Origin of the sequence: Cytobacillus sp. Bva_UNVM-123 (assembly GCF_046351715.2) — a bacterium.
GTDB lineage: Bacteria > Bacillota > Bacilli > Bacillales > Cytobacillaceae > Cytobacillus.
Map to the genome: position 1 here is coordinate 3791680 of NZ_CM177772.1, position 25726 is coordinate 3817405.

30 protein-coding genes are annotated in these 25726 nt (G+C 35.2%); 9 read left to right on the forward strand and 21 right to left on the reverse strand.

All coding sequences use genetic code 11. The features are described 5' to 3' along the window. Nucleotides 1-437 precede the first annotated feature (437 nt). The gene (locus KDN24_RS19470; RefSeq protein WP_409972950.1) at nucleotides 438-701 is read right to left on the reverse strand and encodes a Mor transcription activator family protein; all 264 of its coding nucleotides are present in this window, start codon (nucleotides 699-701) and stop codon (nucleotides 438-440) included. Nucleotides 702-1064: 363 nt separating this feature from the next. Between KDN24_RS19470 and lexA the strand changes: the two genes are divergently transcribed. Then, nucleotides 1065-1832, forward strand: a complete 768-nt coding sequence (lexA, locus tag KDN24_RS19475; protein ID WP_409972951.1) for a transcriptional repressor LexA — start codon at nucleotides 1065-1067, stop codon at nucleotides 1830-1832. 198 nt (nucleotides 1833-2030) lie between these two features. Here the strand turns inward: lexA and KDN24_RS19480 are convergent, their stop codons facing one another. From KDN24_RS19480 to cutA, 5 genes are all read right to left on the reverse strand, one after another. After that, on the reverse strand, nucleotides 2031-2501 hold the full coding sequence (locus KDN24_RS19480; protein WP_409972952.1) for a GNAT family N-acetyltransferase: 471 nt from the start codon (nucleotides 2499-2501) through the stop codon (nucleotides 2031-2033). Nucleotides 2502-2522: 21 nt separating this feature from the next. Continuing rightward, nucleotides 2523-2951, reverse strand: coding sequence for a DUF7832 domain-containing protein (locus KDN24_RS19485; RefSeq protein WP_409972953.1), 429 nt, complete (start codon nucleotides 2949-2951; stop codon nucleotides 2523-2525). A gap of 13 nt (nucleotides 2952-2964) precedes the next feature. Continuing rightward, nucleotides 2965-3354 (reverse strand): NUDIX hydrolase, encoded by a 390-nt coding sequence (locus tag KDN24_RS19490; protein ID WP_409972954.1) that lies wholly within the window; start codon nucleotides 3352-3354, stop codon nucleotides 2965-2967. A gap of 64 nt (nucleotides 3355-3418) precedes the next feature. Further along, the gene (locus KDN24_RS19495) at nucleotides 3419-3904 is read right to left on the reverse strand and encodes a tetratricopeptide repeat protein (RefSeq protein WP_409972955.1); all 486 of its coding nucleotides are present in this window, start codon (nucleotides 3902-3904) and stop codon (nucleotides 3419-3421) included. A gap of 77 nt (nucleotides 3905-3981) precedes the next feature. After that, on the reverse strand, nucleotides 3982-4149 hold the full coding sequence (gene cutA / locus KDN24_RS19500) for a divalent cation tolerance protein CutA (RefSeq protein WP_409972956.1): 168 nt from the start codon (nucleotides 4147-4149) through the stop codon (nucleotides 3982-3984). 367 nt (nucleotides 4150-4516) lie between these two features. Between cutA and KDN24_RS19505 the strand changes: the two genes are divergently transcribed. Together KDN24_RS19505 and KDN24_RS19510 are read left to right on the forward strand one after the other, a co-directional pair. Then, entirely contained in the window at nucleotides 4517-5407 is an 891-nt protein-coding gene (locus tag KDN24_RS19505; RefSeq protein WP_409972957.1) for a helix-turn-helix domain-containing protein, read from the forward strand. Nucleotides 5408-5436: 29 nt separating this feature from the next. Beyond that, nucleotides 5437-5838: a hypothetical protein gene (locus tag KDN24_RS19510; protein ID WP_491348120.1), complete on the forward strand. Its 402-nt coding sequence runs from the start codon at nucleotides 5437-5439 to the stop codon at nucleotides 5836-5838. A 221-nt stretch (nucleotides 5839-6059) separates the two neighbouring features. On the opposite strand, the gene KDN24_RS19515 is transcribed toward KDN24_RS19510, so the two are convergent. The 5 genes from KDN24_RS19515 to KDN24_RS19535 are packed head-to-tail and all read right to left on the reverse strand — an operon-like array spanning nucleotide 6060 to nucleotide 9915. Continuing rightward, complete coding sequence (locus tag KDN24_RS19515) at nucleotides 6060-6776, reverse strand: class I SAM-dependent methyltransferase (protein WP_409972959.1); 717 nt, start codon at nucleotides 6774-6776, stop codon at nucleotides 6060-6062. Between the two features lie 28 nt (nucleotides 6777-6804). Further along, nucleotides 6805-7530 carry a nucleotidyltransferase domain-containing protein gene (locus KDN24_RS19520; protein WP_409972960.1) on the reverse strand — a complete coding sequence of 242 codons (726 nt, stop codon included), beginning with the start codon at nucleotides 7528-7530 and terminating at the stop codon, nucleotides 6805-6807. A gap of 22 nt (nucleotides 7531-7552) precedes the next feature. Further along, nucleotides 7553-8161, reverse strand: coding sequence for a zinc dependent phospholipase C family protein (locus KDN24_RS19525; protein ID WP_409972961.1), 609 nt, complete (start codon nucleotides 8159-8161; stop codon nucleotides 7553-7555). Between the two features lie 43 nt (nucleotides 8162-8204). Beyond that, nucleotides 8205-8852: a pentapeptide repeat-containing protein gene (locus KDN24_RS19530; protein WP_409972962.1), complete on the reverse strand. Its 648-nt coding sequence runs from the start codon at nucleotides 8850-8852 to the stop codon at nucleotides 8205-8207. A 25-nt stretch (nucleotides 8853-8877) separates the two neighbouring features. Beyond that, a complete protein-coding gene (locus tag KDN24_RS19535) occupies nucleotides 8878-9915 on the reverse strand; it encodes a Gfo/Idh/MocA family protein (RefSeq protein WP_409972963.1) in 1038 nt (345 codons plus the stop codon). 272 nt (nucleotides 9916-10187) lie between these two features. Here KDN24_RS19535 and KDN24_RS19540 point away from each other — a divergent pair, with 272 nt between their 5' ends. After that, a complete protein-coding gene (locus tag KDN24_RS19540) occupies nucleotides 10188-11246 on the forward strand; it encodes an endonuclease/exonuclease/phosphatase family protein (RefSeq protein ID WP_409972964.1) in 1059 nt (352 codons plus the stop codon). 112 nt (nucleotides 11247-11358) lie between these two features. After that, on the forward strand, nucleotides 11359-12651 hold the full coding sequence (locus KDN24_RS19545; protein ID WP_409972965.1) for an acetamidase/formamidase family protein: 1293 nt from the start codon (nucleotides 11359-11361) through the stop codon (nucleotides 12649-12651). 892 nt (nucleotides 12652-13543) lie between these two features. On the opposite strand, the gene KDN24_RS19550 is transcribed toward KDN24_RS19545, so the two are convergent. Both KDN24_RS19550 and KDN24_RS19555 read right to left on the reverse strand, forming a co-directional pair. Continuing rightward, entirely contained in the window at nucleotides 13544-14866 is a 1323-nt protein-coding gene (locus tag KDN24_RS19550) for an MFS transporter (protein WP_409972966.1), read from the reverse strand. Nucleotides 14867-14895: 29 nt separating this feature from the next. Continuing rightward, nucleotides 14896-15552, reverse strand: coding sequence for an ArsR/SmtB family transcription factor (locus KDN24_RS19555; RefSeq protein ID WP_409972967.1), 657 nt, complete (start codon nucleotides 15550-15552; stop codon nucleotides 14896-14898). Nucleotides 15553-15882: 330 nt separating this feature from the next. Between KDN24_RS19555 and KDN24_RS19560 the strand changes: the two genes are divergently transcribed. Further along, nucleotides 15883-16137 carry a DUF4181 domain-containing protein gene (locus KDN24_RS19560; RefSeq protein ID WP_491348496.1) on the forward strand — a complete coding sequence of 85 codons (255 nt, stop codon included), beginning with the start codon at nucleotides 15883-15885 and terminating at the stop codon, nucleotides 16135-16137. 138 nt (nucleotides 16138-16275) lie between these two features. On the opposite strand, the gene KDN24_RS19565 is transcribed toward KDN24_RS19560, so the two are convergent. Continuing rightward, nucleotides 16276-16623: a DUF4179 domain-containing protein gene (locus KDN24_RS19565; RefSeq protein ID WP_491348121.1), complete on the reverse strand. Its 348-nt coding sequence runs from the start codon at nucleotides 16621-16623 to the stop codon at nucleotides 16276-16278. Between the two features lie 433 nt (nucleotides 16624-17056). Here KDN24_RS19565 and KDN24_RS19570 point away from each other — a divergent pair, with 433 nt between their 5' ends. Genes KDN24_RS19570 through KDN24_RS19580 form a run of 3 tightly spaced genes read left to right on the forward strand, consistent with a single transcriptional unit; the run spans nucleotide 17057 to nucleotide 20374 of the window. After that, nucleotides 17057-18001, forward strand: coding sequence for an AAA family ATPase (locus KDN24_RS19570; protein ID WP_409972969.1), 945 nt, complete (start codon nucleotides 17057-17059; stop codon nucleotides 17999-18001). Next, nucleotides 17998-19215: a DUF58 domain-containing protein gene (locus KDN24_RS19575; RefSeq protein WP_409972970.1), complete on the forward strand. Its 1218-nt coding sequence runs from the start codon at nucleotides 17998-18000 to the stop codon at nucleotides 19213-19215. The genes KDN24_RS19570 and KDN24_RS19575 overlap by 4 nt, the downstream gene beginning before the upstream one ends. Continuing rightward, nucleotides 19205-20374, forward strand: coding sequence for a hypothetical protein (locus tag KDN24_RS19580; RefSeq protein WP_409972971.1), 1170 nt, complete (start codon nucleotides 19205-19207; stop codon nucleotides 20372-20374). The genes KDN24_RS19575 and KDN24_RS19580 overlap by 11 nt, the downstream gene beginning before the upstream one ends. Before the next feature lie 84 nt (nucleotides 20375-20458). Here KDN24_RS19580 and KDN24_RS19585 read toward each other — a convergent pair whose 3' ends face one another. From KDN24_RS19585 to KDN24_RS19615, 7 genes are all read right to left on the reverse strand, one after another. Continuing rightward, on the reverse strand, nucleotides 20459-20689 hold the full coding sequence (locus tag KDN24_RS19585; protein ID WP_409972972.1) for a hypothetical protein: 231 nt from the start codon (nucleotides 20687-20689) through the stop codon (nucleotides 20459-20461). 347 nt (nucleotides 20690-21036) lie between these two features. Next, nucleotides 21037-21300, reverse strand: coding sequence for a hypothetical protein (locus KDN24_RS19590; protein ID WP_491348122.1), 264 nt, complete (start codon nucleotides 21298-21300; stop codon nucleotides 21037-21039). Nucleotides 21301-21470: 170 nt separating this feature from the next. Further along, nucleotides 21471-21812, reverse strand: coding sequence for a hypothetical protein (locus tag KDN24_RS19595; RefSeq protein WP_491348123.1), 342 nt, complete (start codon nucleotides 21810-21812; stop codon nucleotides 21471-21473). 212 nt (nucleotides 21813-22024) lie between these two features. Beyond that, nucleotides 22025-22681 carry a histidine phosphatase family protein gene (locus KDN24_RS19600; RefSeq protein WP_525931253.1) on the reverse strand — a complete coding sequence of 219 codons (657 nt, stop codon included), beginning with the start codon at nucleotides 22679-22681 and terminating at the stop codon, nucleotides 22025-22027. 198 nt (nucleotides 22682-22879) lie between these two features. Continuing rightward, the gene (locus tag KDN24_RS19605; RefSeq protein ID WP_409972974.1) at nucleotides 22880-23059 is read right to left on the reverse strand and encodes an NUDIX domain-containing protein; all 180 of its coding nucleotides are present in this window, start codon (nucleotides 23057-23059) and stop codon (nucleotides 22880-22882) included. A 291-nt stretch (nucleotides 23060-23350) separates the two neighbouring features. Then, nucleotides 23351-24979 carry a DUF4179 domain-containing protein gene (locus KDN24_RS19610; protein ID WP_409972975.1) on the reverse strand — a complete coding sequence of 543 codons (1629 nt, stop codon included), beginning with the start codon at nucleotides 24977-24979 and terminating at the stop codon, nucleotides 23351-23353. Beyond that, nucleotides 24957-25523: an RNA polymerase sigma factor gene (locus KDN24_RS19615; RefSeq protein ID WP_409972976.1), complete on the reverse strand. Its 567-nt coding sequence runs from the start codon at nucleotides 25521-25523 to the stop codon at nucleotides 24957-24959. The genes KDN24_RS19610 and KDN24_RS19615 overlap by 23 nt, the downstream gene beginning before the upstream one ends. Between the last annotated feature and the right edge of the window lie 203 nt (nucleotides 25524-25726).

The window sequence follows — 25726 nt, forward strand, 5'->3', positions numbered from 1 at the left end:
GTTTCTGCTTTAGGATCGATTCTTGCCGCTCGCATAAGAGAATCGACTTCATTCATCTGCTTTGAGGTCGATTCTTGGCGCTCACATGAGAGAATCGACTTCATTCATCTGCTTTGAGGTCGATTCTTGGCACTCACACGGGAGAATCGACTTCATTCATCTGCTTTGGGGTCGATTCTTGACGCTCGCACGGGAGAATCGACTTCATTCATCTGCTTTGAGGTCGATTCTTAGGGCTCGCATGAGAAAATCGACTTCGTTCATTCTCTTTGAGGTCGATTCTTGACGCCCGCACGGGAGAATCAACTTCATTCATCTACTTTAAGTCGATTCTTATGGATCTTACAGATAGATCAAGGAACTACTTTGTTACGCTACACTTTATTCAACGACTCCAACTACTTTTACAGAAAATGAGTTGTTATTTCCAAAATCAATTAAGAAATTCCTCCGATAATTTTACGTACATAGCTCTCACTGAGCTTGTATTTAACACTGAGCTCTTTATAATTGCCTCCATTAAACTCCTGTTTTATTTTTATATCACGAAAATGCCTCATTACGCGATCACGTTTCGGGATATAAAGGTTTGTTCCACCATAATAATGACAAAGCTTTAAAAATGAATCGATACCAATTATTTCCGCAGCGTCTTGATATTCCTCTGGAAGCATAGATAGTTCAATACTGGTATTAGTCAACTTGAACACCCCTTTCAAAATTATTGCCTATCGTATTTAATTTTTTGCTGATATATTTGATATAATTAAAGGTGAGGTGATAGCAGATAGTTTTTGTTTGAGGAAAACATCTTTTTCGCAACTCGCGTCAGTTATAAAAACTCTACTAAAAATCACCTTTTCAATTTCTCACACCTCCGATTTGATAGTTATTGGCTGTCAATCTCTTCGTTAGTTGTTATAATTTGCGTTTTAATGTCATATTGTTTACGCTATTATTACTTAAATTCTAAAGATTATTTTCAGCGAAGTCAATATAAATACAGATTATTTTCTGTAATCCTGGATTTTTACTGCCATATTTTTAACAATGAGGTGTTTTTTATGGATACGATAGGTTCTCGCATTAAAGGATTAAGGGAAAAAATAGGCTATTCAATGGGGAAACTAGAAGAAGCGATAGACGCCTCAAGAGGCAGTGTGAACCAATGGGAAAAGGATAGAAGCATACCTGGGGGAAAAGCGGTTATTGCTTTAGCGGAATTCTTTCATGTTTCGACTGATTATATTTTATTAGGTGCAGAAATAAATCATCAAAAATCAACGAGCTTTTTCACTGAAAATGGAGAATTAAATCTGCATTTACTTAACTTAGCGGAAGAAGAAAAACTAGAATTGCACAGTTTTATTCATTATTTAATGTACAAAAGAATCAGAACGGATAAATTCAAAAGCGTTTCGAATATCCGAGAAAAAGAGGATACTTATCTACCGAGCGATAAATTTATTAAATTACCTATTTTAGGGAACGTCGCAGCAGGGAATCCGATCCTTGCGATAGAGAATTTAGATGGCTACCTTGAAGTTCCATATTCAATCGGCAAGGGTGGAGATTTTATCCTTCGTGTAAAAGGGGACTCCATGGTTGATCTCAATATTAATGATGGTGATTACGTAATCGTAAAAAAACAATCATATGCTGAAAGTGGCCAAATTGTCGTAGCTGCTATTGAACATGAAGCAACAGTCAAAACTTTAAAATTCGATAATGACAGCTATGTATTGGAGCCAGCTAATTCAAGTTATTCGCCAATCAAAGCAGCTAATGCGATTATTTATGGAGTAGTGGTTGGCGTTTATCACAGCAGTTGATCACTCTATGTTGCTCAAGAAAAACTTGGTATTTGTCGGCCAAAGCCCAAGCTTTTCATATGTAACAATATATCAGCATCTCATTTTTACTTTAGTACGTGAGTTAACTTCCCTACTAGCTAAAAAAAATCGTCCACGTTTTGTGCCATACATAAAGCGGATGATTTTTTTTATTTTCGTCTCTAACTTGCTAAATAGTCATTCCAAAACCATTGTCATAAATTCGACTTGCCCGCTATTAAATTCGATCTGCTTTTCAAACCCGAGCTTTTCATAAAGATGAATGGCTCTTTTATTAAAGGTCGCCACCGTTAAACGAATACACTTCTGTGGAAAGCTCGTTTGAATATGCTGAAGAATAAAAGAAAAGAAGTTAGAGCCATTTCCTTTGCCTGTTAAATGAGGATTCATTCCAATGCCAATATCAATGAAATCTTCTTCATAAGCACCGAATTGTGAACCGCTCGGTACTTGTGCAGATGTTCCATAACAATAAAACCCGACTAATTCGCCCTTTTGATCGGCGACAATATGATAGGGGGTGTCCAGCATTTCTTTTATTGCTTCTGCATTTACTTCATTATTATAAAAGTCATATGGTGGTTCGTATTTCCATGTTAAAATGTCTATTGCAAGTTTTTCGTTTATTTCTTTAATATGTAACTTCATTGTGCTGCTCCTTCAATTAATTTACCTATTCTTTTTTTGCCAATCTACATATCTTTCATCAATAATTACTTTAAGTTTTCGATAATTCTCCCAATTATCGATCACATGATACAACGTTTCTACGTCAGGGAATGTATCCTGATAATCATCTAAGTAGTGGCCTGTATCAAAATCAAAATAAGCTTGAGCAAACTGATTTCCTTCATCATTTAACATATCACTAGCTAAGACACCGTCCCAATTCATATATATTTGGGTCCCTGTCAGCTCTCTTCGATAAAACTTTTGTATTTCTGTTTGTGCTTCCTCTTCAAAATCTTGACTAAATAACTGATGGTCAATGATCCAGCCAAGGAACATACCAGTATGTACAAATGCTTGCTCTATTTTGATATCTTCTGGAAAATCACCATCATAATGGTATTTTGCTTTATCATATACGCTTACCAATAGACTCAGCTCCTTAAGATTTTTGAAGGTATTGAATTAGGAATTCCTCATCCTCTGGAAATGATAAATTTAAACTACTTATTTCCTCGATAGATTTCCATGCAATTTCGTATATTAAATGATCCGGATCTTGAATTTCTGCTTTGCCACCAATAATAGCAATTTCAAAATATTGTACTTCTATGTATTCTGTCTCTTTCTTAAAAAGTGGACGACTAATTTTAATATCATAGCCTGTTTCTTCTTTAAGCTCTCTAATACAGCACGCTTCAAAGCTTTCTCCTTCTAATAAACCACCAGAGGGTACAGACCATCTCTTTGGCTCATCTATTTTTCCTTGTAATACCATTAAAAGCCTTTGTTCCTTCACACATATTCCTGCTGAACCTGACCACTTTTTCATATAAGCTCCTTTTTCCATTTCATCATCATAATAAAGAGAGTTCGATTTTCTAGTTAAACCTACCTTACCTCCAAACCTGATCCAGTTGATCCTTATAGAAATGAATCGCCTTCTTATAGCTTAAAATTTCCTTATCATTTGTTGTCTCAATTAAGCAATTAAGCAACAAAGCCATAGCGCTTTTATGATCATTTAAATTATATAGTGTCATCGAATAAAATACTTGCAAGGCCCGATTGTTCGGAAACAACTTAATTCCTTTTATAAAAACATTTTTTGATTTTTCATATTCTCCTAGTGTTCGATAGGTGCTTCCAAGTCCAAGGATCGCTCCTTCCAAATCCTTTCCGGATAGTCCTAACGAAATAGCAGCTTCATAATATGATACCGCTTTAGATTCTAAACCTAATACATCATAGCTCCATCCACATTGATAATGGATGAATGCATCATCTGGATGTTCAGCTACTAATTTTAAGAGAAGCTCGTTTGATTCCTTTAGTTTACCTTCACTTCGTAAATTAATCGCTTTCTTTACTTCTTTCTTCATCATAATTCACACCCAGCATTCATTTTTTTGAAAAATTTTCTTACAACAGGAATTTGATTTTGCTCTAGTGAAAGACTTTATTCATTCAACAGCGGCATCATCTTAATAATCGGTTCCTCATAAGGATGAATCTTTTTAATAATCGTCCTTACTTCAGCCATTTTTTCGTACAAGCACTTAAATTCTAATTTACATTCAGCACCAAAACAGCTTTCACCTGCAGTACCTTTGAAAAAAGTGAGCACCAACCTATGTTATTTACTTTTGATTTTCTCTACTACAATTATAAAAAAATTATGAAACTTTTTAAAGCGAAAGAAAAAGTCATTACTTAAAGTGAAGAACATTCATAAGTGCCAGCTAGAAAAATAAGACCTTACCTTTTTTTGAGTACAAAGTAAGGTCTATTTTTTTTACCGTACAATATGATCACAGTTACGAAAAAATTGTCGCAAAGAATTAATCCTGTCATCTTAATCTATATATATTGTAAAATACTACTAAAATAGGGTAAAAATTTAATATTAACCATTAATAGTAATAATATTCTATTAAAAATAGGTCATGTGTAATATAATTAAGAAAAATGAACGATGAAGGGGGTCTGTCCAAATGAGTTTGAAATATTTGAATCTAGGAGAAGTTCTTAATTCATTAAGAGTTTACAAGAAATTAACCATCGATGAGATAGCAAACGATATTTGTTCAGTAGAAGATTTTACCCTTTATGAGAAAGGAGAGAAATACCCAACACTAGAGGAACTTGAAGAAATATCTAATAAGTTGAATGTGCATTTAAGTTACTTCTTTGATTTTTCTAATTCTGGTCGATTTAATTATGTCATTTGTATTATGAAGCTCATTGAAAAATACAAAAGAAAAAGAGATTACAAAACTATCTATCAAATTATTCAAAAGGAATGGAAAAATCCCGATTTTGCCTTAAAAACTAATAAACAATATTTATTATGGCATGAAGGAATTTGTGTGTATTACCTATTTAAAGATAAAAAAAGAGCAGTTACTTTATTAAATAAAGCAATTGAGCTTACTAATCCTTCAAAAAACAACCTATCTGAAAGAGAACTTGAAATATTAACAAGCATTGCTATTATTGAAAAGGACGACAAAAATTACCATAATGCTCTAAAAATATTTTTAGAAGCTTATCATTTCTTGGAAAATTTACCTCACCTTAAAGATTCGAAAGTAAAGTTAAGAGTCCTGTATGCTTTAGCTCAGTTATTAACAAAATTGGGGAAATACGATAATTCACTTAAATACAGCATTGAGGGAATAAAGTTTTGTATTAGTAATGAAAGTCTTTATCTATTCGGAGAATTATACTATCAAACAGGAGAAAATTATATAAGAATTGGAGAATATGAAAAAGGGAATGAGTATCTGAAAAAATCAATATCTGTTTTTGAATTACAAGGGAATTCAAAGTTTGTTCAATTAGTAAAAATAGAAATTGAAAAATTAGTAGCTCGTTGTTGTTAACTATAAATATACCATTAGGAGGATATTAAATGAAAAAGATGTTTGCTATTGCAGTATTAAGTCTTGGTTTATCGGTCATAATAGGACCAAGTAACGAGGAAACAAAGCTTGCTGATCTACCTTCACAACACAGCATTGAAAAGCCTGTTCAACTTGCTGATTTACCTTCACAGCACAGCATTCAAAAACCTGTTCAACTTGCCGATTTACCTTCACAGCACAGCATTAAAAAGCCTGTTCAACTTGCTGATCTGCCTTCACAGCACAGCATTCAAAAACCTGTTCAACTTGCCGATTTACCTTCACAGCACAGCATTAAAAAGCCTGTTCAACTTGCTGATCTGCCTTCACAGCACAGCATTCAAAAACCTGTTCAACTTGCTGATCTACCTTCACAGCACAGCATTAAACTGCCATCAGAAATAGTTTGATCGTTAAATATAAAAAAAGAGAAAAGCTGATTTCATTAACTGAAAATTCAGCTTTCTCTTTTTTGTAAATATTGCTGGATATTATTCTACTAAAATTCCTAAATTATTTTTCCATCACTATTCAGAACCCTATATATCCAACCTCTTCTATAAATTCTTCTGGTATTAAAACTTCAAACTTAACATGTGTAAAAACCACTGAATTTCCCTCGCTTTTCTTTCTAGCCACTTAGATCGTTTTTCCTAAAAATATAAGTAATCGCATTCGTTTTTAGCCTTATCGATTGTTCGTTTCGTGTAATGCTATATTCCAATGGCTTGATCGTTTTCTTTAATACTTTCCAACCATAATAATGATTCTCCATTTTGCTTAACATTTCTTCTGTAGAAAGGTTTACTTCCATAAAGGTTTCTAGCTTCTCACCAGTTTGCATATCTATTTCTTCGATTTCTGTATTTATGATTATACAATTAATTCCATTATATTTCGTTCCCTTTATCATTCGTCTAACAACCGCTTCTAACATTGATTCTGATTGAACATGTTCTAAGCTTGATACAGCAACAATGAAATCATATTCTTCAGACTCTATTTGAAAGCTACCAATATCAGATTTTACTGGCGAAATTACATCTTCAACTCCATGCTCTTTGCTATACTGTGCTAATTTATTCAATGCCGAATCGAGTAAATCAACACATACAACCTCACCACCATCACTCTTTATAGCTTTTGCTATTGGGATACTATTTCTTCCAACTCCACAGCCTAAATCAAGGACCTTTACACTTTCTTGATAATGAAAAAAAGGCAATAACTCGATTACACTTTGCACAGGTTTATGCAGCCACGACCCCTTTTCAAATAGTTTATACTTTTTATAACATTCATCATGATACTTCTTTTCTTCTCTGCGAATATGTTCAAGCCTATTCAATATTCTCCCTCATTTGCGAAGTCCATCTTTAATCCTCCATTTTCCCTAACGAAAAACCAGCAAATAACCGCCCCCCGTATGGAAGTAAGATATTATCTACTAATTGAATAATTTCGCTCTTCTCATCTGTTTTATAAAAAGTGTCAAAAGCTGTTACAAATCGTTCAGCAAAATCATGATCATAATGTCTTAATGAACGAAACAGCCACTTTGATGTACCAATCCACTGTCGGTTTGTTCTTAAGACAAATTCACTTACTAGTTCTGCTAACGAATTAGCAATAAAAATCGCTTCTTCTCTTTTTGTACAGCCGATGAAATCGTCCAAAGCGTCCGTAATAAAATATCGCTTAACTTCTATCGTTTCTCTCGACCATTTCTCTGGACCTTTCCTCATTATCTCACTAGCTTCTTTTTTAATTGCTTTCAATATCCCTTCATCTTTTAAGATCAATCCCTCTACAACCATTCTTGGCATGGATGGCCTGGCTTGTTCATAGTCTTCCTGAAAAAACTCATGATAGGATGCTAAATTATGTACAAATACCTCAATATTCCAGCCTAAATAAACAAGTGATTCTCTGTAAGAAGCACGAATGCTATTATCGAATATGACAATATCAAGATCAGATGTTTCTGTTGCTTCACCCCTCACGACACTTCCAGCTAAAAGGGCTCCTTGGCAATTTGAAAATTGCTCCTGAATCAATTGCTTTGCAGCTTCCAACGGCTGTACTTTAACGTTCTCGCTCATTGTTACACCTCCCAAAGATATTTTAATGAAGTAATGATTTTACATGCATAATCCCTTTTTCTACAGAAGTTTCTACATAACCAATTATTTGCTCAAATGTGAATACGTCTAAAGGTTGGGCAAGACTATTCTGTTCGAAACTCACATCATCTAAGACAAAAGAAATAAATTTGTTAATTTGTTCGAATGTGACTTCTTGCAGTTCAATAATCTCACCATTTTTTTGCAATTCTTGTTGCAGCTCTGTTTTAAGCCCGTAATAGTTTAGTAGCTTCCCATTCAATAAACGAAAATCATTATGGTATAGATTAAAAATATTTTTGTCCGTTTCCAGCCTATTTTTTAACCATGGCAAATAAAAGCCTTTTAACCATATATCATCAGCAATTAAATGTGTGTAATAACCTAAAATAAATGGCGTATTGCTTTCTTTTCGATATTTATGTAGGAACTTTTCAAAATCGATGCTTCTTGAATAATTACTTACATCTCCTACAAAAAAATGAGAGCGATCTTTCGGTGTAACGGCATCTGGTGCTATTCCACCTAATAGAAATGAAGCTTTATCTATAATTGAAAAATGATTAGCAATTTGATTGGCAATAATAATATGCATGATTCTTGAGCCCAAAAGCTTCACCCTTCCTTCATAAACTTCTCCCATTTTTCTAGGCTTATTCTTTAATCTTCAATCCAAGCATCGCTGCAAATCCAATCGCTTGTTCTGAAGAAACGATACAGCCATTTACATCTTCCAATGCAACAATGATTCTTTGAAATGTTGAACTGCTAATATCTATGTCTTTTAGTGGTGTTCGGGAAAAATTCACTTCATTTAGATCACACTGATAAAAATGAACTTTATTAAGCGCACACTCGAACAAGTCTGCATTTCGCAGTGAACAGTTATCAAATATCACCTGCTTTATACTTCCATATCCGAAGGCACTTAAATTTAGATTACAATTTTCGAATACAACATTCCCTACCGTAGCCTCCGCAAGATTGACACCTAGTAATTTTGAATCTTTGAATTCAATTCTATGAAGAACCCCTTCCATGAAATCAGCATTTGATAAATCACAATGTTCAAAAACAACATCGGTTAGTTCAACATTTCGAAACGTGACATGACTAAAAGTGACATTGCGAAAAATCACTTGAGATAATTCCAGTTTATCTATCTTTTCCCTATCTATTGAACAATTAGCAATTATACATTTGTGAAGATATGGCTCTTCTTTATAATAGATTTCTTGGAAATTAGCTTGCGGTAAATTCTGTTGGATTTTTGGTTTTACAATTTTTATTTTTTGCGGCATATTACATTCACCCTTATTAACCCTCTCACTCATTCAATGATTTAGCCAAAATAGCATCAAGAACTACTTGGTTTCTATGTCCAACTTCAATAGTTGGTAAATCTCTGTCAACTTTATTATAGACAATATATTCATACAATTTTTCTAATAATGGATAAAATGCTGAATAATAGCTAATTGCTACCGCAGACAAATTTGGAGGGATTTTTCTTTCATTTTGAATGGTTATATCTATTAATTGTTCATCCATTTTTCCTAAACAAAGTTGTTGATCGTTTGTTAAAGTAATGGTACCTTCTTTACCAAATATTCTTAAACTCGAGCCAAACCCATGATGAATTCCTGAAATAAGTTGAATGGAGAATGTACAATTGTTCTTCATTTTCCCGTGAATAAAAAATGCATCATCTGCATCTCTTTGTTCCCCTGCACCAATGGGAATATGAGTATGTACTAATCCATTAATCATTTCAATTTCATCATTAACAAGCCAGTTCAAACAGTCGATCATATGTGTACCTAATGCACCAAGCATTCCCCCAAATTTTTGTTTCTCCCCCATCCAACCCCTTTTGTTAAAAATAAGGTTATTGTATTGGACACTAGAAGTATGATATTCAAAATGGAGGATGTCACCAATAGTATGATTCATGATTAGTTCTTTTACTTTCTGACGAGCTGGCAAGTATCTCCATTCAAAATCTATTAAAACATTCGCTTTATACTGTTTGGAAAGCTTTAATAATTCTTTAGATTCATTGCTATTCATCGTGAATGGTTTTTCACATACTATATTCTTTATTCCTTTTTCCAAGGCGTATTTAACTATTTTAAAATGATAGAAAGGTATGGAGCTGACAAATACTAAATCAAGTTCCTCTCTGTTCACCATATCAGTCCAGTCTTTATAATGAGCAGGAGTGTTTTTTTCGCCTTTCAATTCCCCTGGTAATTGATGTCGTTTCATTGTGCTTATAGCTGTTACTTTCATCTTTGGATGCGTATTAATAATTGGAGCTTGAACAGTTAATCCAAATCCTCCTCCGATTATACCGACCTTCATATTGAAAAAACCTCCCTGATTTATTTACTATCATTAAATACAGGCGATGTTAAAATGAACCGAATTTTTTATAATGTGATATTATTATCTAATAATTCTAACATATGTACGAATAAAATGATTCCAAGACTCTCCTGTCATTATTATTTTAAGAATTCCTGCATAAATTAGTACCATCTAGCCCTTCGTTGCATTACTTCCATAAAACAAATCATATGAAAATGAACATTTTTATAGTATTATGAAAAAATTATAGTTAGGAGGAATAATGATTGCGTAAAGGGTTAAAAATTTTACTTGGCATTGTGTTTACTATTGCTGTTTTATTAGGTGCTTTTTTAATCTACATAAGCTTAACCGATTATAAACCAGCAGACATGATTACTTTAAAAACAGAGCGAAATCAAGATTTATCGTTACCAGTTGATAAGGTGTTTTCCATTACAACCTTTAATCTTGGCTATGGCGGCCTAGATAACAATGAACATTTCTTTATGGATGGTGGTAGCAATTCACGTGCAAGCAGCAAAGAAAAAGTAGAAGAGAATATGCAAGCAATTGCAGACTTTTTAAAGGAAACATCATCTGATTTTTATTTTTTACAGGAAGTCGATCGTGATTCCACGAGAAGCTTTCACATGAATGAGGAAGCTTATTTAATGGAAAAGCTGCCTCATTACAGTTCAACATTTGCACAAAATTATCTTGTTAAATGGGTGCCTGTTCCTGTTAAAAAGCCTCATGGCTCAGTAAGCAGCGGGCTTGTGACTCTAGCAAAATATCAAATCGGTGAGAGTAAGCGCTTCGCTTTAAAAGGACAGGAAAGTTGGCCGCGTCAATTATTTGAATTAGATCGCTGTATGCTTGAGCAACGAATTCCGCTTTCAAATGGGAAGGAGCTTTTCATCATCAATGTACATTTATCTGCCTATGATAAAGGTGGCAAAGTTCGAAAACAGCAGCTTGAATTTATCAGCAATTATGTAACAAAGGAATACGAAAAAGGAAACTATATTATTTTGGGTGGTGATTGGAATCATTCCATTCCCACTACAGACCCTAGCATCTTTCCGACTACGGAGGCTTGGCCAGATTGGCTGCAAATGATTCCCGAGGAATTTCTGTCTGAAGGATTTCAATGGGTAGCTGATAAAACAATCCCTACATCAAGAACGATTGCAAAACCGTATGTTGAAGGTGAAAATTTCTTATCTAATATTGATGGCTTCTTAATCTCTGAAAATATTGAATTGATTTCTGTTAAAGGACATTCATTAAATTTTAAACATAGTGATCATAATCCTGTGACAGCAGAATTCAAGTTAAAATAAGAGAACATATTTTGAAATTACTGTGAATAATGAGCAGAAGAATTGTATTCATCACTATTTTCTCGATATGCTAGATTTGTAATATTAATTAACTAGCGAAGGAGTCCTTTAAATGCCAAAGCAAACTGTTTTTGTAAACGAATTCACGAACGGTATTTTAGACCCAAAAGAAGAAATGCTAGGTCCCGTTAAAGACGGAGGTTTTATAATTGCAAATACAACTCCAGGATGTTGGGGACCCATGATTACACCTTGCTTAAAGGGTGGGCATGAAGTAACAAAGCCGGTATTCGTAGAAGGAGCAGAAGTGGGTGACGCCATTGCGATTAAAATTCACTCAATTAAGGTTACTTCCCTTGTCACGTCATCAGGGAATGATGCACCAGTAGAAGGTCGTTTTAATGGTGATCCTTTTGTCGCTGGAAAATGTCCTGAATGTGGAGAATTAAATCCTGAAACAAAGATTGTTGGTATTGGACAAGAAGCAATCCGTTGTGCTAATTGTGGTGCAGATGTGACACCATTCGTTTTTACAAATGGCTATACAATCGCATTCGACCATGATAATAAGATTGGTGTAACCCTTCATAAGGAAGCAGCCGAAAAAGTTGCAAAAGATGGGAAAGCATATATGGCAACACCTGAAAATTCGATTCAAAATCCGATCGTCACATTTGCTCCAAATGATTTAGTTGGCACAATCGCAAGAGTTAGACCATTCCTTGGACAACTTGGCACTACACCAACTCGTCCATTCCCTGACTCTCATAATGCTGGCGACTTCGGACAATTTCTTATTGATGCTCCACATGACTATGGCTTAACAACTGAACAGCTTGAAGAAAGAACAGATGGTCATATGGATATTAATCGTGTCCGTGAAGGAGCGGTATTAATTTGTCCTGTTAAGGTTGAAGGCGGCGGTGTTTATTTAGGCGATATGCATGCCATGCAAGGGAATGGAGAAATTGCTGGACATACAGCAGATGTCGCTGGACTCGTCACATTACAAGTACAAGTAATAAAAAATGCTCATCTTGAAGGACCTATGCTTTTACCAGTCGTGGAGGACTTGCCTTACTTGGCTAAACCAATTACTAGTGCTGAAAAGACAGCTGCAGAGGGGCTAGCTAAAAAATGGGGAGTACAAGAACTTGAGGATTCTTTGCCTGTATCCTTTATTGGAACTGGGGCTAATTTAAATGAAGCAACAGATAATGGTTTACAAAGAGCTGCCAATGCTTTCAGCATTACCGTTCCAGAAGTATTAAACCGTGCAACCATTACAGGTTCAATCGACATTGGCCGCCACCCTGGCGTCGTCACGGTCACATTTCTAGCACCGACGAAATATCTTGAAAAAATAAATATTGTTGAACTTGTTCAGAAACAATATCAATCATAATAAATAATCCGGCTCCCTTTTGTTTTTGGGGCCGGATACTTAGTTTTCTCCTAAAATAATTCTCTCCTAAGCTTTTCGGGAATCGGTTGACTGAACTAATTCCCGTTCGCTGGCTTCTTCCTGCTTTTCGGGAATCGGTTGACCGAACTAATTCCCGTTTGCTACCTTCTTCTTACTTTTCGGGAATCGGTCGACTGAACTATTTCCCGTTTGCCGGCTTCTTCCTGATTTTCGGGAATCGGTTGGAGGAACTAATTCCCGTTTGCTGGCTTCTTCTTACTTTTCGGGAATCGGTTGTCTGAACTAATTCCCGTTTGCCGGCTTCTACCTGCTTTTCGGGAATCGGTTGACCGAACTAATTACCGTTCACTACATTCTTCCTGCTTTTCGGGAAACGGTCGACCGAACTATTTCCCGTTTGCTGGCTTCTTCTTACTTTTCGGGAATCGGTCGACTGAACTAATTCCCGTTTGCTACCTTCTTCTTACTTTTCGGGAATCGGTTGACCGAACTAATTCCCGTTCACTACATTCTTCTTGCTTTTCGGGGATCGGTCGACCGAACTAATTCCCGTTCGCTGACTTCTTCTTGCTTTTCGGGAAACGGTCGACCGAACTAATTCCCGTTTGCTACCTTCTTCTTACTTTTCGGGAATCGGTTGACCGAACTATTTCCCGTTTGCCGGCTTCTTCTTGCTTTTCGGGAATCGGTCGACCGAACTAATTCCCGTTTGCTACCTTCTGCTTACTTTTCGGGAAACGGTCGACTAAACTAATTCCCGTTCGCTGTATTCTTCCTATTATTCGGGAATCGGTCGACTGTATGTACTTATTCCCATTTGCCAGTTTAATAGATATGCATGATGCATGTAATAGAATAATAGAATATAAATTTAATTTTCAGCTATTTGTTTTTCTTTCAAATTGCTTCTTGACCATAGTACAACAGGTATTAGTAACAATGACAGAAATCCACCGACAAATGATAAGGTCGTATAACCAAATTGAGCTACGATAAAACCTGAGATTATTCCACCTGTTGCACCAGCTAAAGCAATAAAGACATCTACAGAGCCTTGTACTTTTGCACGATTAGACAGAGAAGTACCGTCTACAATAAGAGCGGTGCCACTAATTAAGCCAAAGTTCCAGCCTAAGCCGAGCAGTGTTAGAGCTAAAACTAGTAATACCATTGAATCAGACGGTGCTAAAGCTGCTATGATTCCTGCAAGAAGTAAAGTAACACCTGTAGCAATAACCATCGCAGTTCGTCCAATTTTATCAACAAGAATCCCCGTGACAAGTGACGGTAAATACATGGCAGCTACATGAATCCCTATTACAAGCCCGACAGCATGTAATCCATGCCCATGATGTCCCATATGCACTGGTGTCATTGTCATAATGGCGACCATGACAATTTGGGAAACAATCATAACCGTTGCTCCTACTATAACTCCTTGTTTATTAACAGAAAGATCGCTTGGCTTCTTCACTGCACCATTAGCTTCTGCTACTTTCCCTTTGTTTACAATGACTTTGGCAACGATAAGGGGATCAGGACGCAGGAAAATCAAAAATACTAAACCAGCTAAGATATAAGCAACAGCTGCTAATATAAACGGACCTGCGAGTGAGGGAACACCAATGGAAACTGCAAATCTGCCCATCACTTCAACTAGGTTAGGTCCCGCCACTGCCCCAAATGTAGTCGACACCATGGCAATGCTTACTGCCGTTGCACGCTGAGTTGTATTAGCTAAGTCTGTACCTGCATAACGCGCCTGTAAGTTTGTCGCAGTTCCAGCACCATATACGAGAAGGGAAGCAAAGAGGAAGGGGACATTGTTCATGACAGCTGCCAGCACCACTCCAATTGCACCGATCCCCCCAAAAATAAATCCAGTACTTAGTCCAAATCGGCGTCCGGATCGTTGGGAGAGATTCCCTACAAGTAATGCTGCAATGGCAGAACCAAGTGTAAACAGCGCTGTTGGAACTCCAGCCAAACTTTCAGTTCCTAGCATGTCTTGAGCAAGAAGTGCACCTACTGTAATTCCTGCTGCAAGTCCCGCTCCACCAAAAATTTGCGACAACACAACGATAACTAACGTCCGTTTATATAAACGCTGTTGTTGTTCAGGATTGTCAATATAATTTTGGATCCAAGCAGGCTCACTTTCTAAAGTGTGTGAAACATCTCGTTTTTGTGACATCGGTTGAACCACCTATTCTTAAAAAAGTTTTATGATTCCTGCCTAAACTTCTGCCAATCATGAACACTATTTTCTAAACGGAAAGCGTTAAAACCTTTCGCTGTTAACAATTCGACTGCCTTCACAGACATAACGCAATAAGGACCTCGACAATAAGCTACTACGTCATAATGACTAGGAAATGCAGACAAATTTTCTTCTAACTCTTGCAACGGTATTGAAATGGCTCCTGGAATATGTGCCACCTCATACTCTTCCTTAGGTCTGACATCAATTAATAATATTTCGCCAATTTCCATTCTTTTATTAAGTTCAGCTAGAGAGATTCCCTCGATTCCATCTTGATGATTTAAAAACTCCTCTTTTATTTGTTGAACTTTAACTAGTTGTTTTTCAGACAAACTTCGCAAGCAATTCATGAAATCCACAACAGCTTCATCAGCTAACTCATATATGACGTAATTTCCCTTTTTCTTAAACGTTACAAGCTTTGCATGATAAAGAGTTTGTAAATGCTTCGACACGTTTGCAACAGTCATTTCCGTATCATTCGCTAAAGTTTCCACCGATTTAGGACTTTGAGATAACAAGTCTAGAATTTCTAATCGTTTCGGACTTGAAAGACTTTTCCCAATCCTAGCGAATTCTCCATATAGTACATCCTTTAAAACACTATTATCTAACATATTTCCCACCTCACCTATTCAACTAATTGGTTGAATAGGTGTAGTATAGATGGATGCACTAGTTATAGTCAACCAAATTGCTTCTTGCTAATTGTTTTATAAAAATTAAATAACTCCTTCTAAAAACATTCTATTAGAAGTAAGTATTGCTTATTAATATTTCAGATAAAGAAATATATGTTAAATTACAATTAACATGCATGAGGATAAATATTTGCTAATTAGTTAAGGGGGATTTTTAATGGTAGTCATTATTTCATTCACCTCATTATTCTCTCTATTTCTCATTTATTATTAAGAAAATTTTGGATTGGAACCGAAAAGAAAGAGATATCAGAGGATGGAAAAAAGATTAATTTGTGGGGGAAAGCTATCCTCGCATTCATCGCAATAATTACGAACTTTGTAATCCTGACCTATTACTCAGAAAGCAGTGTGATGAAATGTTTTTTTATCATTCTGATTATCGTTGCATTAGGATTTCAGTCATGGATTGATTGGAAATATGTGAAGGATTCGAAGCAGTATAAAGTTTCAATTATGGTACTTATTCTTGGGGTAATTTTAGTTCTTTTTCTTATGTAGCTTGTTTTTCTCTTAATAAAAATATGACGGTCCTGATGGAGCAGTTATCAACTAGATATTGAATCATCACTAATGATGAGGAAGCATAAAATGTTTAATATAAAAAGTTAAAGCTTCATTTATCCATATTGTACCATATTAAAAATAAACTAGTTTTCTATTCAGCATGTTTACATCTATCTCACTTTCCTGATGTAAAAAAACAGCCATATTAATTTTTGCATTGTCAAGTTTCCCATTTTCATCTAAAACTTGAAAGGATAATGCAACACGAGATGAATCTGCCATTATCTCTCCAATTTTAAAAATAATTCCTTTATTCTCTACTTCATAGTCAACCTTGTTAATTAAACCTGCATCCGCTGCTAGTCTCAAACCATCATCTACTTGTCCTGTTCCAAATAACCCTCCTATCCACTCAGCAAAGCTTTGGTTCATTGTTGCTGTCAAACCGAAAGCTAATATAAGACCTGCTGCTGTAAGCAAGATTCTCTTTCTACGAGAAGTCCATTTTTTATGCGACGACTTTTGCTCAAAAGGCTGGATCTTTTCTAAAACAGTCGCTGCAAAATGATCAGGCAATGTCGGTGTTTGTAATGTTTCTTCTATAAATTGTTGTTATTGCCAGCTAATACATCTTGGATCCATTGCAGCTCCTCTTCCATTTTGACCTCCTACTTTAACGAACATGCGCATGTCACGTTTTTAACTTTCACTTATAATAACGTGTCTATCGAGCAATTCATTTCATTTTTTATCATTAATTTTTACGAAATTAATATTTTGGGATATTTCATAAAAGATTTGCTTTACAACCACAACCCATATTATCCCTTAACTTACAAAATCAGCAATCTATGATACACTTATGAATATGAAGAAAATTCAGTTATATTAAAATAAGAAGGCAGGTAATTGAATGGACGTAATCACCCATGCAAAAACAGACATTAAAAAAGTAATTTTTTGTGAAGATGAAGTACTAGATTTATTGTTTATTGCTTTACTTGCACAAGGGCATCTCTTACTTGAAAGCGTCCCAGGTACGGGAAAAACAAAAATAGCAAAAAGCTTTGCTAAAGTATTGAACGGAGAATTTAGTAGAATTCAATTCACTCCAGATGTTTTACCAAGTGATATAACTGGAATTCGTTTTTTTAATCCGAAAACACAGGATTTCGAGTTGCGTGTTGGTCCAATTAAAACAAATGTCTTGCTTGCAGATGAAATCAATCGGGCAACACCGAAAACACAATCAAGTCTTTTAGAAGTAATGGAAGAATTTCAAGCAACAATTGATGGAGAAACAATGAAAATTGACAGACCATTTATTGTAATTGCCACCCAAAATCCTGTGGAAAATAATTACGGCACATTTCCACTGCCAGAAGCCCAGCTAGATCGATTCCTTTTTAAAATAGATTTAGGTTACCCATCTAAAGAAGAGGATAAGTTGATTTTGCAATCATATTGTCAAAAGGATCCTTTTGACAAATTATCTCCATCCCTTACATTAGACACAATTCAATCATTACAAGACAAAATACAGCAAGTAACGATTTCAGACATTGTGTTCGAATATATTATTGATCTCATTCATAGTTCAAGGGAACATGAAGATGTTGAACTTGGCATTAGCCCACGGGGAATGCTTGCATTAATGCGTGCTGCCCAAGCTCGAGCATACATAAAAAGCCGCGAATATGTCACACCAGAAGATGTCAAAGCATTAGTACCATATGTTTTTGAACATCGACTAATCTTAACGATGGAAGGCTCAATGAAAAAAACACCACAACAAATTATCAATGAGATCATGAGGGAAGCGATCGTGCCTGTTGAGTACGGGGTTAATCAAACATGATTTGGAAAAAAATGTATGGGATAAATCATGCAAAAAATGTTGATTTTATCATCATTGTCATGCTAGTTCTCTCCTTATTAGGAGCTATCGCACGGAGTCCACTTTTTTTTCTTCTAACTGGTATTTTTGCTACTCATTTATTTATAAGCAAATATTATGTAAAGAAGATTGAAAAGCAATTAATTTTAGAAAACCCAAAAGTAAAAATAAAGTTGTTTCCAGGTGAAGTATCAACCGTAGCATTCCATTTTCAAAATCAATCATTGTTTCCGCTGCTTAACGGGGAACTTCAGTTTAGAACTGGTCCAGCTATTAAAACGATTGAACAACATAATTATCATAAAAATTATTGGAAAGTGATTAAAATATTCGCTTCATTATATAGTCATCGAAAAATGTCGATTGACATCCCCATTATGGCTGAACAACGGGGGACAACTAGATTACATGAGATTATGTATTCCTTTCCACATTTGTTTATGTTTGATACAGTCTCATTGTTATATTCAAAAAACTTTCAAACGGAAATAATTGTTTTTCCAAAGCCATTGCCAGTACATGGGATGGAAACAGTCTTTTATCAAAATTCTGGAGAACAAAGAGTAAAGTTTTCTCCAATAGAAGATATCCAAAGTCCGTTAGGAACAAGGGATTATCAATTTAGTGACCCATTTCATCGCATTAATTGGAAAGCATCTGCTAAAACACAAAAATTACAAACAAATGTTTATGAAAAAACAGCTGATATGAGCTTTGTTTTTATCGTGAATCTAACCGTTGAAAATAAATTAAATTTAAGCCATTTTAATGAAAATTTAGAGACTCTATTATCTTACACATCATTTTTATGTCAATATGCGCTTGAAAATGGCTTTCCATACGAGGTATATATCAATGCCCGTAAATCAGGGAAAGTCCCCTATTTCCATATACCAGAAGGAGAAGGAAAAGGACATTATTTACAATCACAAGAAATGTTAGCTAGAATTGAGCGGCAAACAGCGATTGTTTCATTTAATGAAATGCTCCATCGAGTTGGACAGCAATTATCAAAGCCAAAGACGCTTGTAATAATCGGAGAAACCCCTGCTGAATTTAGTGAAACAATCCGTCATTGGAAGCGAAGACAAGGGGCCATTTTCCATCTGAAAAATACCGGTGACGGGGCAACAATTAGGCCTTGGATTGAGGGAGTGAAGCAGCTTGCACAATAAGCACCCAATCCTCACATTAGCTTATCATTATTATAGTGAGGCTATTATCATTTTTATCATTTCCTTTCCTTACTTCTATTTTTATTTATTTACCATTCCATTTTGGAGTTATTTAAGCATCGCTTTTTGTTTAAGTATCGTTTTTTCCTTTTATTCAAAATTTACATTAGGTTATAAATGGTACTTCTTAATCGCACCGTTTCTTTTAGCCCTTTTCCACATTTTAAATTATCCTGGCTTAATTAATATGTTCTTTACATTTATCTTAATTTGGCGCTATCTCATGCTGAAACAGAAAAAACTAGTGAATCGTGAACGAAGTTATCTTGTCATTACAACGATATTAGCCAGCATATTTTTCATTTTATCTCATGATTATCGTTTATTCGTCTGTTTACTATTGCAATTTTTTATTTTAATAGTAGGAAATATATTTAGTCATTTCACTATTCTTACGCATGAAAAAAATAAGCTATCACAGCTTAAACTATTGTTCTATTATTTTAGCTTCCTCGTTTTAGGTGGAATCATCACCTACTTTATTTGGTTCATTTTGAAAAAGGCTTGGGAAATGCTATTATTAATGCTTTCATTTGATCCGAGCCTATTAAAATTTTTAGATTTTGAATTTAAATTTAAGGAACCAGAAGTTGAACCAGATTTTTCAGATGAGAACATACTGGCTGAATCAGAACTTGGAAATTCGATCTTTGGCTTTATTAATGAATCAGTAGCAAATGTTATTGGGATTACTTTTTTAATCATACTAGGCTTAACCATATTCGTGTTTGTTTTTATTAAACTAAAAAACCAGCTTAAGCCTATCCTTAGTGAAGATTCTATTGAAATTTCATCAAATGCGAGAATTAACGAGAAAATTAGTCCTAAAATGAATTTAAGACGACTATTCAAAAGAAATACGTCTAAGCTCGATCACCCAGTCCGTAAGCTGATGTATCATTTCGAGAAAGAAGCAGTTAAAAAGAAAATGGGAAGAAAGCATTTTGAGACATTGGAAGATTGGTTTACACGAATGGGCATAAAAATGAATGTACAAACTTATCAGGAAGTAAGATATGGTCAAGCTAATGTTACGGATGATGAAGTAAATGAATTAAAGGAACAATTGAATAAAATCAAAGCTCAACTGAAAAGATAAAAAGCTCAGTGAAAACGATTCACCGAGCTTTTCGTCTGTAATCATTTCATATAAAACATCTGAATCCTTTTCAGATAGTTTCGTTTATTTATTTTGACCTTGGATAAACACTTCAAGCATATCTTTTTGAGGAGTAAGCCAAATTAAGTATTTATTGTTAATCCTAAAATCAGGTGGGAAAGCCATCTTAATTTTAGCATTTTCCCAATCCACTTTTTTAAGTATATTTAATGCTTTTTCTACCTTTTCCTTGTCTGTTATTTCTTTCAATTTTTCATATTGATTTTCTGTGCCAACACGTTTTTCAATGAACAACTTTTCTTCTTCAATATTATATTTGTTTCATTTATTTGATTATTTATCTGGCTTTAAATTACATCCAACTAATGAAATGGCTGCAATTGACATAATAATTAAAATAACAAATTTTCTCATTAGACACCTACTCAAATTTTCTTTACATATAGATGAGTAATTCGCCAAAGAAATTTCATTTCCTTGCATGATAACAATAAAAATTTCTTATCATTTTACTCATTTGATTCCCTCTTTCTAGATGTTTCCTGTTTTTCGGGAATCGGTTGACTGTTTTGATTCCCGTTTAATGGCTCTATCTTGATTTTCGGGAAAAGGTCGGCTGCTTTGATTCCCGTTTAATGGCTCTATCTTGATTTTCGGGAAAAGGTCGACTGTTTTGATTCCCGTTTGCTGGCTCCATCTTGATTTTCGGGAATCGGTTGACTACTTTGATTCCCGTTTGCTGGCTCCATCTTGATTTTCAGGAATCGGTCGACTGTTTTGATTCCCGTTTGCTGGCTCCATCTTGATTTTCGGGAATCGGTTGACTGCTTTGATTCCCGTTTAATGGCTCTATCTTCATTTTCGGGAAAAGGTCGGCTGCTTTGATTCCCGTTTGCTGGCTCCATCTTGATTTTCAGGAATCGGTCGACTGCTTTGATTCCCGTTTGCTGGCTCCATCTTGATTTTCGGGAATCAGTTGACTACTTTGATTCCCGTTTGCTGACTTCTTCTTGATTTTCAGGAATCGGTTGACTGCTTTGATTCCCGTCCATCTTGATTTTCGGGAATCGGTCGACTACTTTGATTCCCGTTTGCTGACTTCTTCTTGATTTTCGGGAATCGGTCGACTGCTTTGATTCCCGTTTGCTGGCTCCATCTTGATTTTCGGGAATCGGTTGACTGCTTTGATTCCCGTTTGCTGACTCCATCTTGATTTTCGGGAATCAGTTGACTGCTTTGATTCCTGTTTACTGGCTCTATCTTCATTTTCGGGAATTGGTTGGCTGCTTCGATTCCCGTTTACTGGCTCTATCTTCATTTTCGGGAATCGGTCAACTGTTTTGATTCCCGTTTGCCTGCTTATCACTACATCGCTTCGGACTGGAAAGACTTTTCCCGATCCTTGCGAATTCTCCATATAATAAATCCTTTAAAACATTGTTATCCAAACCTATCACCCCATCTATTCAACTATTCAGTTGAATAGATACATTATAAATGGATGAACTAATAAATTTTCAACTAATTTGTTTTTACTTTTCGAAGAATACCTAGAATTATTTCACATTAATTATTAATCACTTGATAAAAACAAAAACGACTGCTCTGAATGGGCAATCGCTAAAAAAATCATCTTCTTTCCATTTCAAGAAGATGTGCTATTTGATTGTAATCCTTTATCTTCCATCCTTCTTGGATAAAATGAATATTGCTTATACAAGTATTTAATAATATTGTTTTTCCCGAACCTATCTCACCATTTGATAGAATAGCCAAAATTGCATTAATAACTGCTCCATGTGCCACAAGCAATACTTTCTTTCCTTTAAAACTTTCATTTATTTTTTCAATTCCTGACATTACGCGTCTATGAAAATCTTCTGTTTCCTCTTGATTTGGATAGATTTTATTGGGAAACTTTTGAATGCATTCCTGTTTTGTCATACCTTCTGCATCACCAAAACCCCGTTCCACGAATTCATCCATTTCCAAGAGTAGTATTTTTATATTTTCATTGATAAGTTCAGCTGTTTGTTTTGCTCTTTTAAGTGGGCTTGTAACAATAATATCCCATTCAGAGGCCTGCAAATACTCACCACATTTATGTGATTGCCATATGCCATTCTTATTTAGTGGAATATCTGTTTTTCCTTGAAGCCTCTTCGCTACATTCCAATCTGTTTCTCCATGTCTTACTAAGCAAATTGAGGTAATGTTGATCACTCCTTGTAAAAAAATACCTACCCTAAAGATTGATAATTTTATTAAGTTTTTCAAATGAAACAAGTATTTCTTTCCAGTTCAGATATTTATCCACTTCTTCTTTTTTACACCATTTAAACATTGAATGCTCTTCTGATAAGATAACGAGTTCAATCTTATCTAATTCTACACCATAACAAATATCTTTCATTCTCATCTTAACATTGTTCTTCATACACTCATAATCATAAGATAAATCCAGGTCTATATTTTAATAATATCTTATATTCCTGTTTCTTCAAAAATTTCTCTTTTAACAGATTGAATTGGTGGTTCAAATTTTTCTACGCCTCCACTTACTGGCTGCCAAAAACCCCCTCTCTTTTGACTTCTTTTTAATAGTAAGAAATATAGTTCAGGATTTAATGTATATAAAAATGCAACAATATTTATTCGAATCACTATTTTCACCTACCCTGAGTATTTTAAATTAATCATGCAAATTTCTATTTTGTTCTACCTCATCCTTACTAGCTTAATTTTGATTATTCTCGAATTTGCGTACATTATGATAATATTCTCCAGTAATGCTCAGAAACTCTATAAAACAAAATTCTAGCACAAGAAGAAGCAATGTTTTCTATCCACTAGTTTTTTGTAGTCGTCCTTAATAGCTACACTTTATCTACCAATAGATTCCAAGTAGAAAAAAAGCCACCTCAAAAGCATTAGCCTTCAAAATGACTGTTTTCATTAATATAGTGGTACCTTCCATTTATTTTTAAGCTCTGTATAGCGAGTTACAGAGACAAGATGCAATGTTAATTCTTCTGGAACCTCATCCATTTCTTCAACTCTTATCTCTATTGTCGTTTTATAACGACCATGTTTATCCTTTTCATCTAGGATAGACCCTCCACCACCAGTGTGATAAATTTCACCGTTATTATCCACAAGAATCCACGTTCCTAGCTCAGTTGCTGTGGCCTCTCTACCGCCTTCCATTTCAATGGTAAATGCTGTTTCTTGTTCAACTTTGGGACCTTGTGATTTTCCCAGCGAATATTCTTTAGTCATTTCCGCTTTATTAATCGTGAAATAATTGCCTTCAAATTCAAATGAAATGGTCTTCTTCTTTAATTCCTTTGGTTTAATTGTAATGGAAAAATCGGATGGGACTGTTTTGAAAACCCCGTTTAATACAAATGAAAGCTTCTGTTCAGTTTTACTAGGAATGTAGGAGTCAGTATACGTATAGCGACCAAGTTGGTCCATAATCTGACCAAAACCTCCCAAACCTCCGCCTTCACTAGTTGGGTGTCCTTTCCCTTCAATAAATATATTTTGCTGAGCAAGCGGTTTTCCGTTTACTTGCTCAATTGAATAACCGATGCTCGTTCCATAATGCATGAACCTGTCTATTTTCTCGTGACCAAATCTCTTAGTAAGCTCCTTCATTTCATTTTCAATTTTCTCTAGTTCTTCTTTTGTAAAACCTGATTCATACACAATTTCATTCGTCGATGGATTAAACCTCGCTTCCTTCATTATTAGTTCTACACCATTCACACTCGTCTGCTTATCCTTTAATGAAAGAACAGTTGTTAATTTATTACTTTCATTTAAATCAATAGGAATTTCCATACTCCAATTCCCTTGAATCCCATCTAACTCTGATAGCATTAATTGTATCGTTACCTTTTCCTGTACTAGGTGTTCTCTCATGGATAATTCAATAGAGCCATAGCCATCATCACCTGATCCTGTCCAGCCCATACTGGCAATCTCAAGCGTATTTCCATATTGATCAATCACAGTTACTTCATTGTTCGGATCTCCAAAATAGACTTGAATATCCTCTAATTTTCCTGTACTATTAAAAACTTGATAAGATAGTGCTATTCGAGAGGAATCTGCCACAACATCTTCCACTTTAAATGTTAATCCTTTATCGGTTGCTTCTTTATCCACACGTTGAGCAAGACCCGCATCCGCTGCCATTCTTAAACCTTCGTCGACTTGATCGGTTCCAAATAATCCACTAATCCAGTTTGCGAAGCTAGCATTGAAAGTCGCTGTTAGGCCAAAAGCTAATACAATGCCTGCAGCTGCAACCATAATACGTTTCCAAGTCTTCCGTTTTCGACTGACAGATCTTTGTTCGTAAGGCTCAAGCTTATCAAGAACAAGCGAGGCAAAATCATCAGGCAGCGTTGGTGTTTGTAATGTTTCCTTTAGAAATTGCTGTTCGGTCTTAAATGTCTCTACTAATTGTTTACAATCAATACAGCTTGAAATATGTTCTTCTATTTCAATATGCTCCATCTCTACTAAAAGGTCATCAACATATTGCGATAGTTTATCTGTCGTTGGACACTTCATAAAAATAGCCTCCTTCTCGTTTTACCGTTTCTCTCATTTTCTTCTTCGCTCGATGAAGCTTATTGCGAACAGTCGAAACGGGAACTTCTACAAGCTCACTAATTTCGTCATAGCAAAGCTCATTAACATAGCGTAAGAGAATAATCATCCGCTCATCATCTGGTAATGTTGAAATGAGCCGTTCTAATTGGCGGCTTTTCTCTTTTTTTAGAAAAATAACCTCTGGATGCTTCGAATCCTCCATTAACTCCTCATTGATTTCTACTCGCCTCATTTGATAGCTTTTCTTACGGAACTCATCCATGCAATGATTAAACGCCACTCGATATAGCCAACTAGAAAACGAGCCTTTGCCATCGTACTTTCCTAATTGTTCATATATTTTAATAAAAGCTTCCTGTACTAAATCTTGGGCATCTTGTGGATTTTTTGTCATCCTCAAAATGGTTGCATATAGTTGATTTTTATATTTGTTAATGATGTAAGCATAGCCTTGTTTATTGCCAGCTAACACTTCTTGGATCCATTGCTGTTCCTCTTCCATTTTGACCTCCTACCCTAACGAGCATGCGCATGTCGCGTTTTTTTACTTTCATTAATTATAACGAGTTTTGTAGATGGAAAATTTCACTCTTTTTTAAAATGTTTTTTATACCCTCGGTAAATATCCAACACTTTATCTTAAATATCGGTCTAAATTCTTTCATATCGCTTACTTTTTCAAACATATCCGTCTGTTCGTGTAAC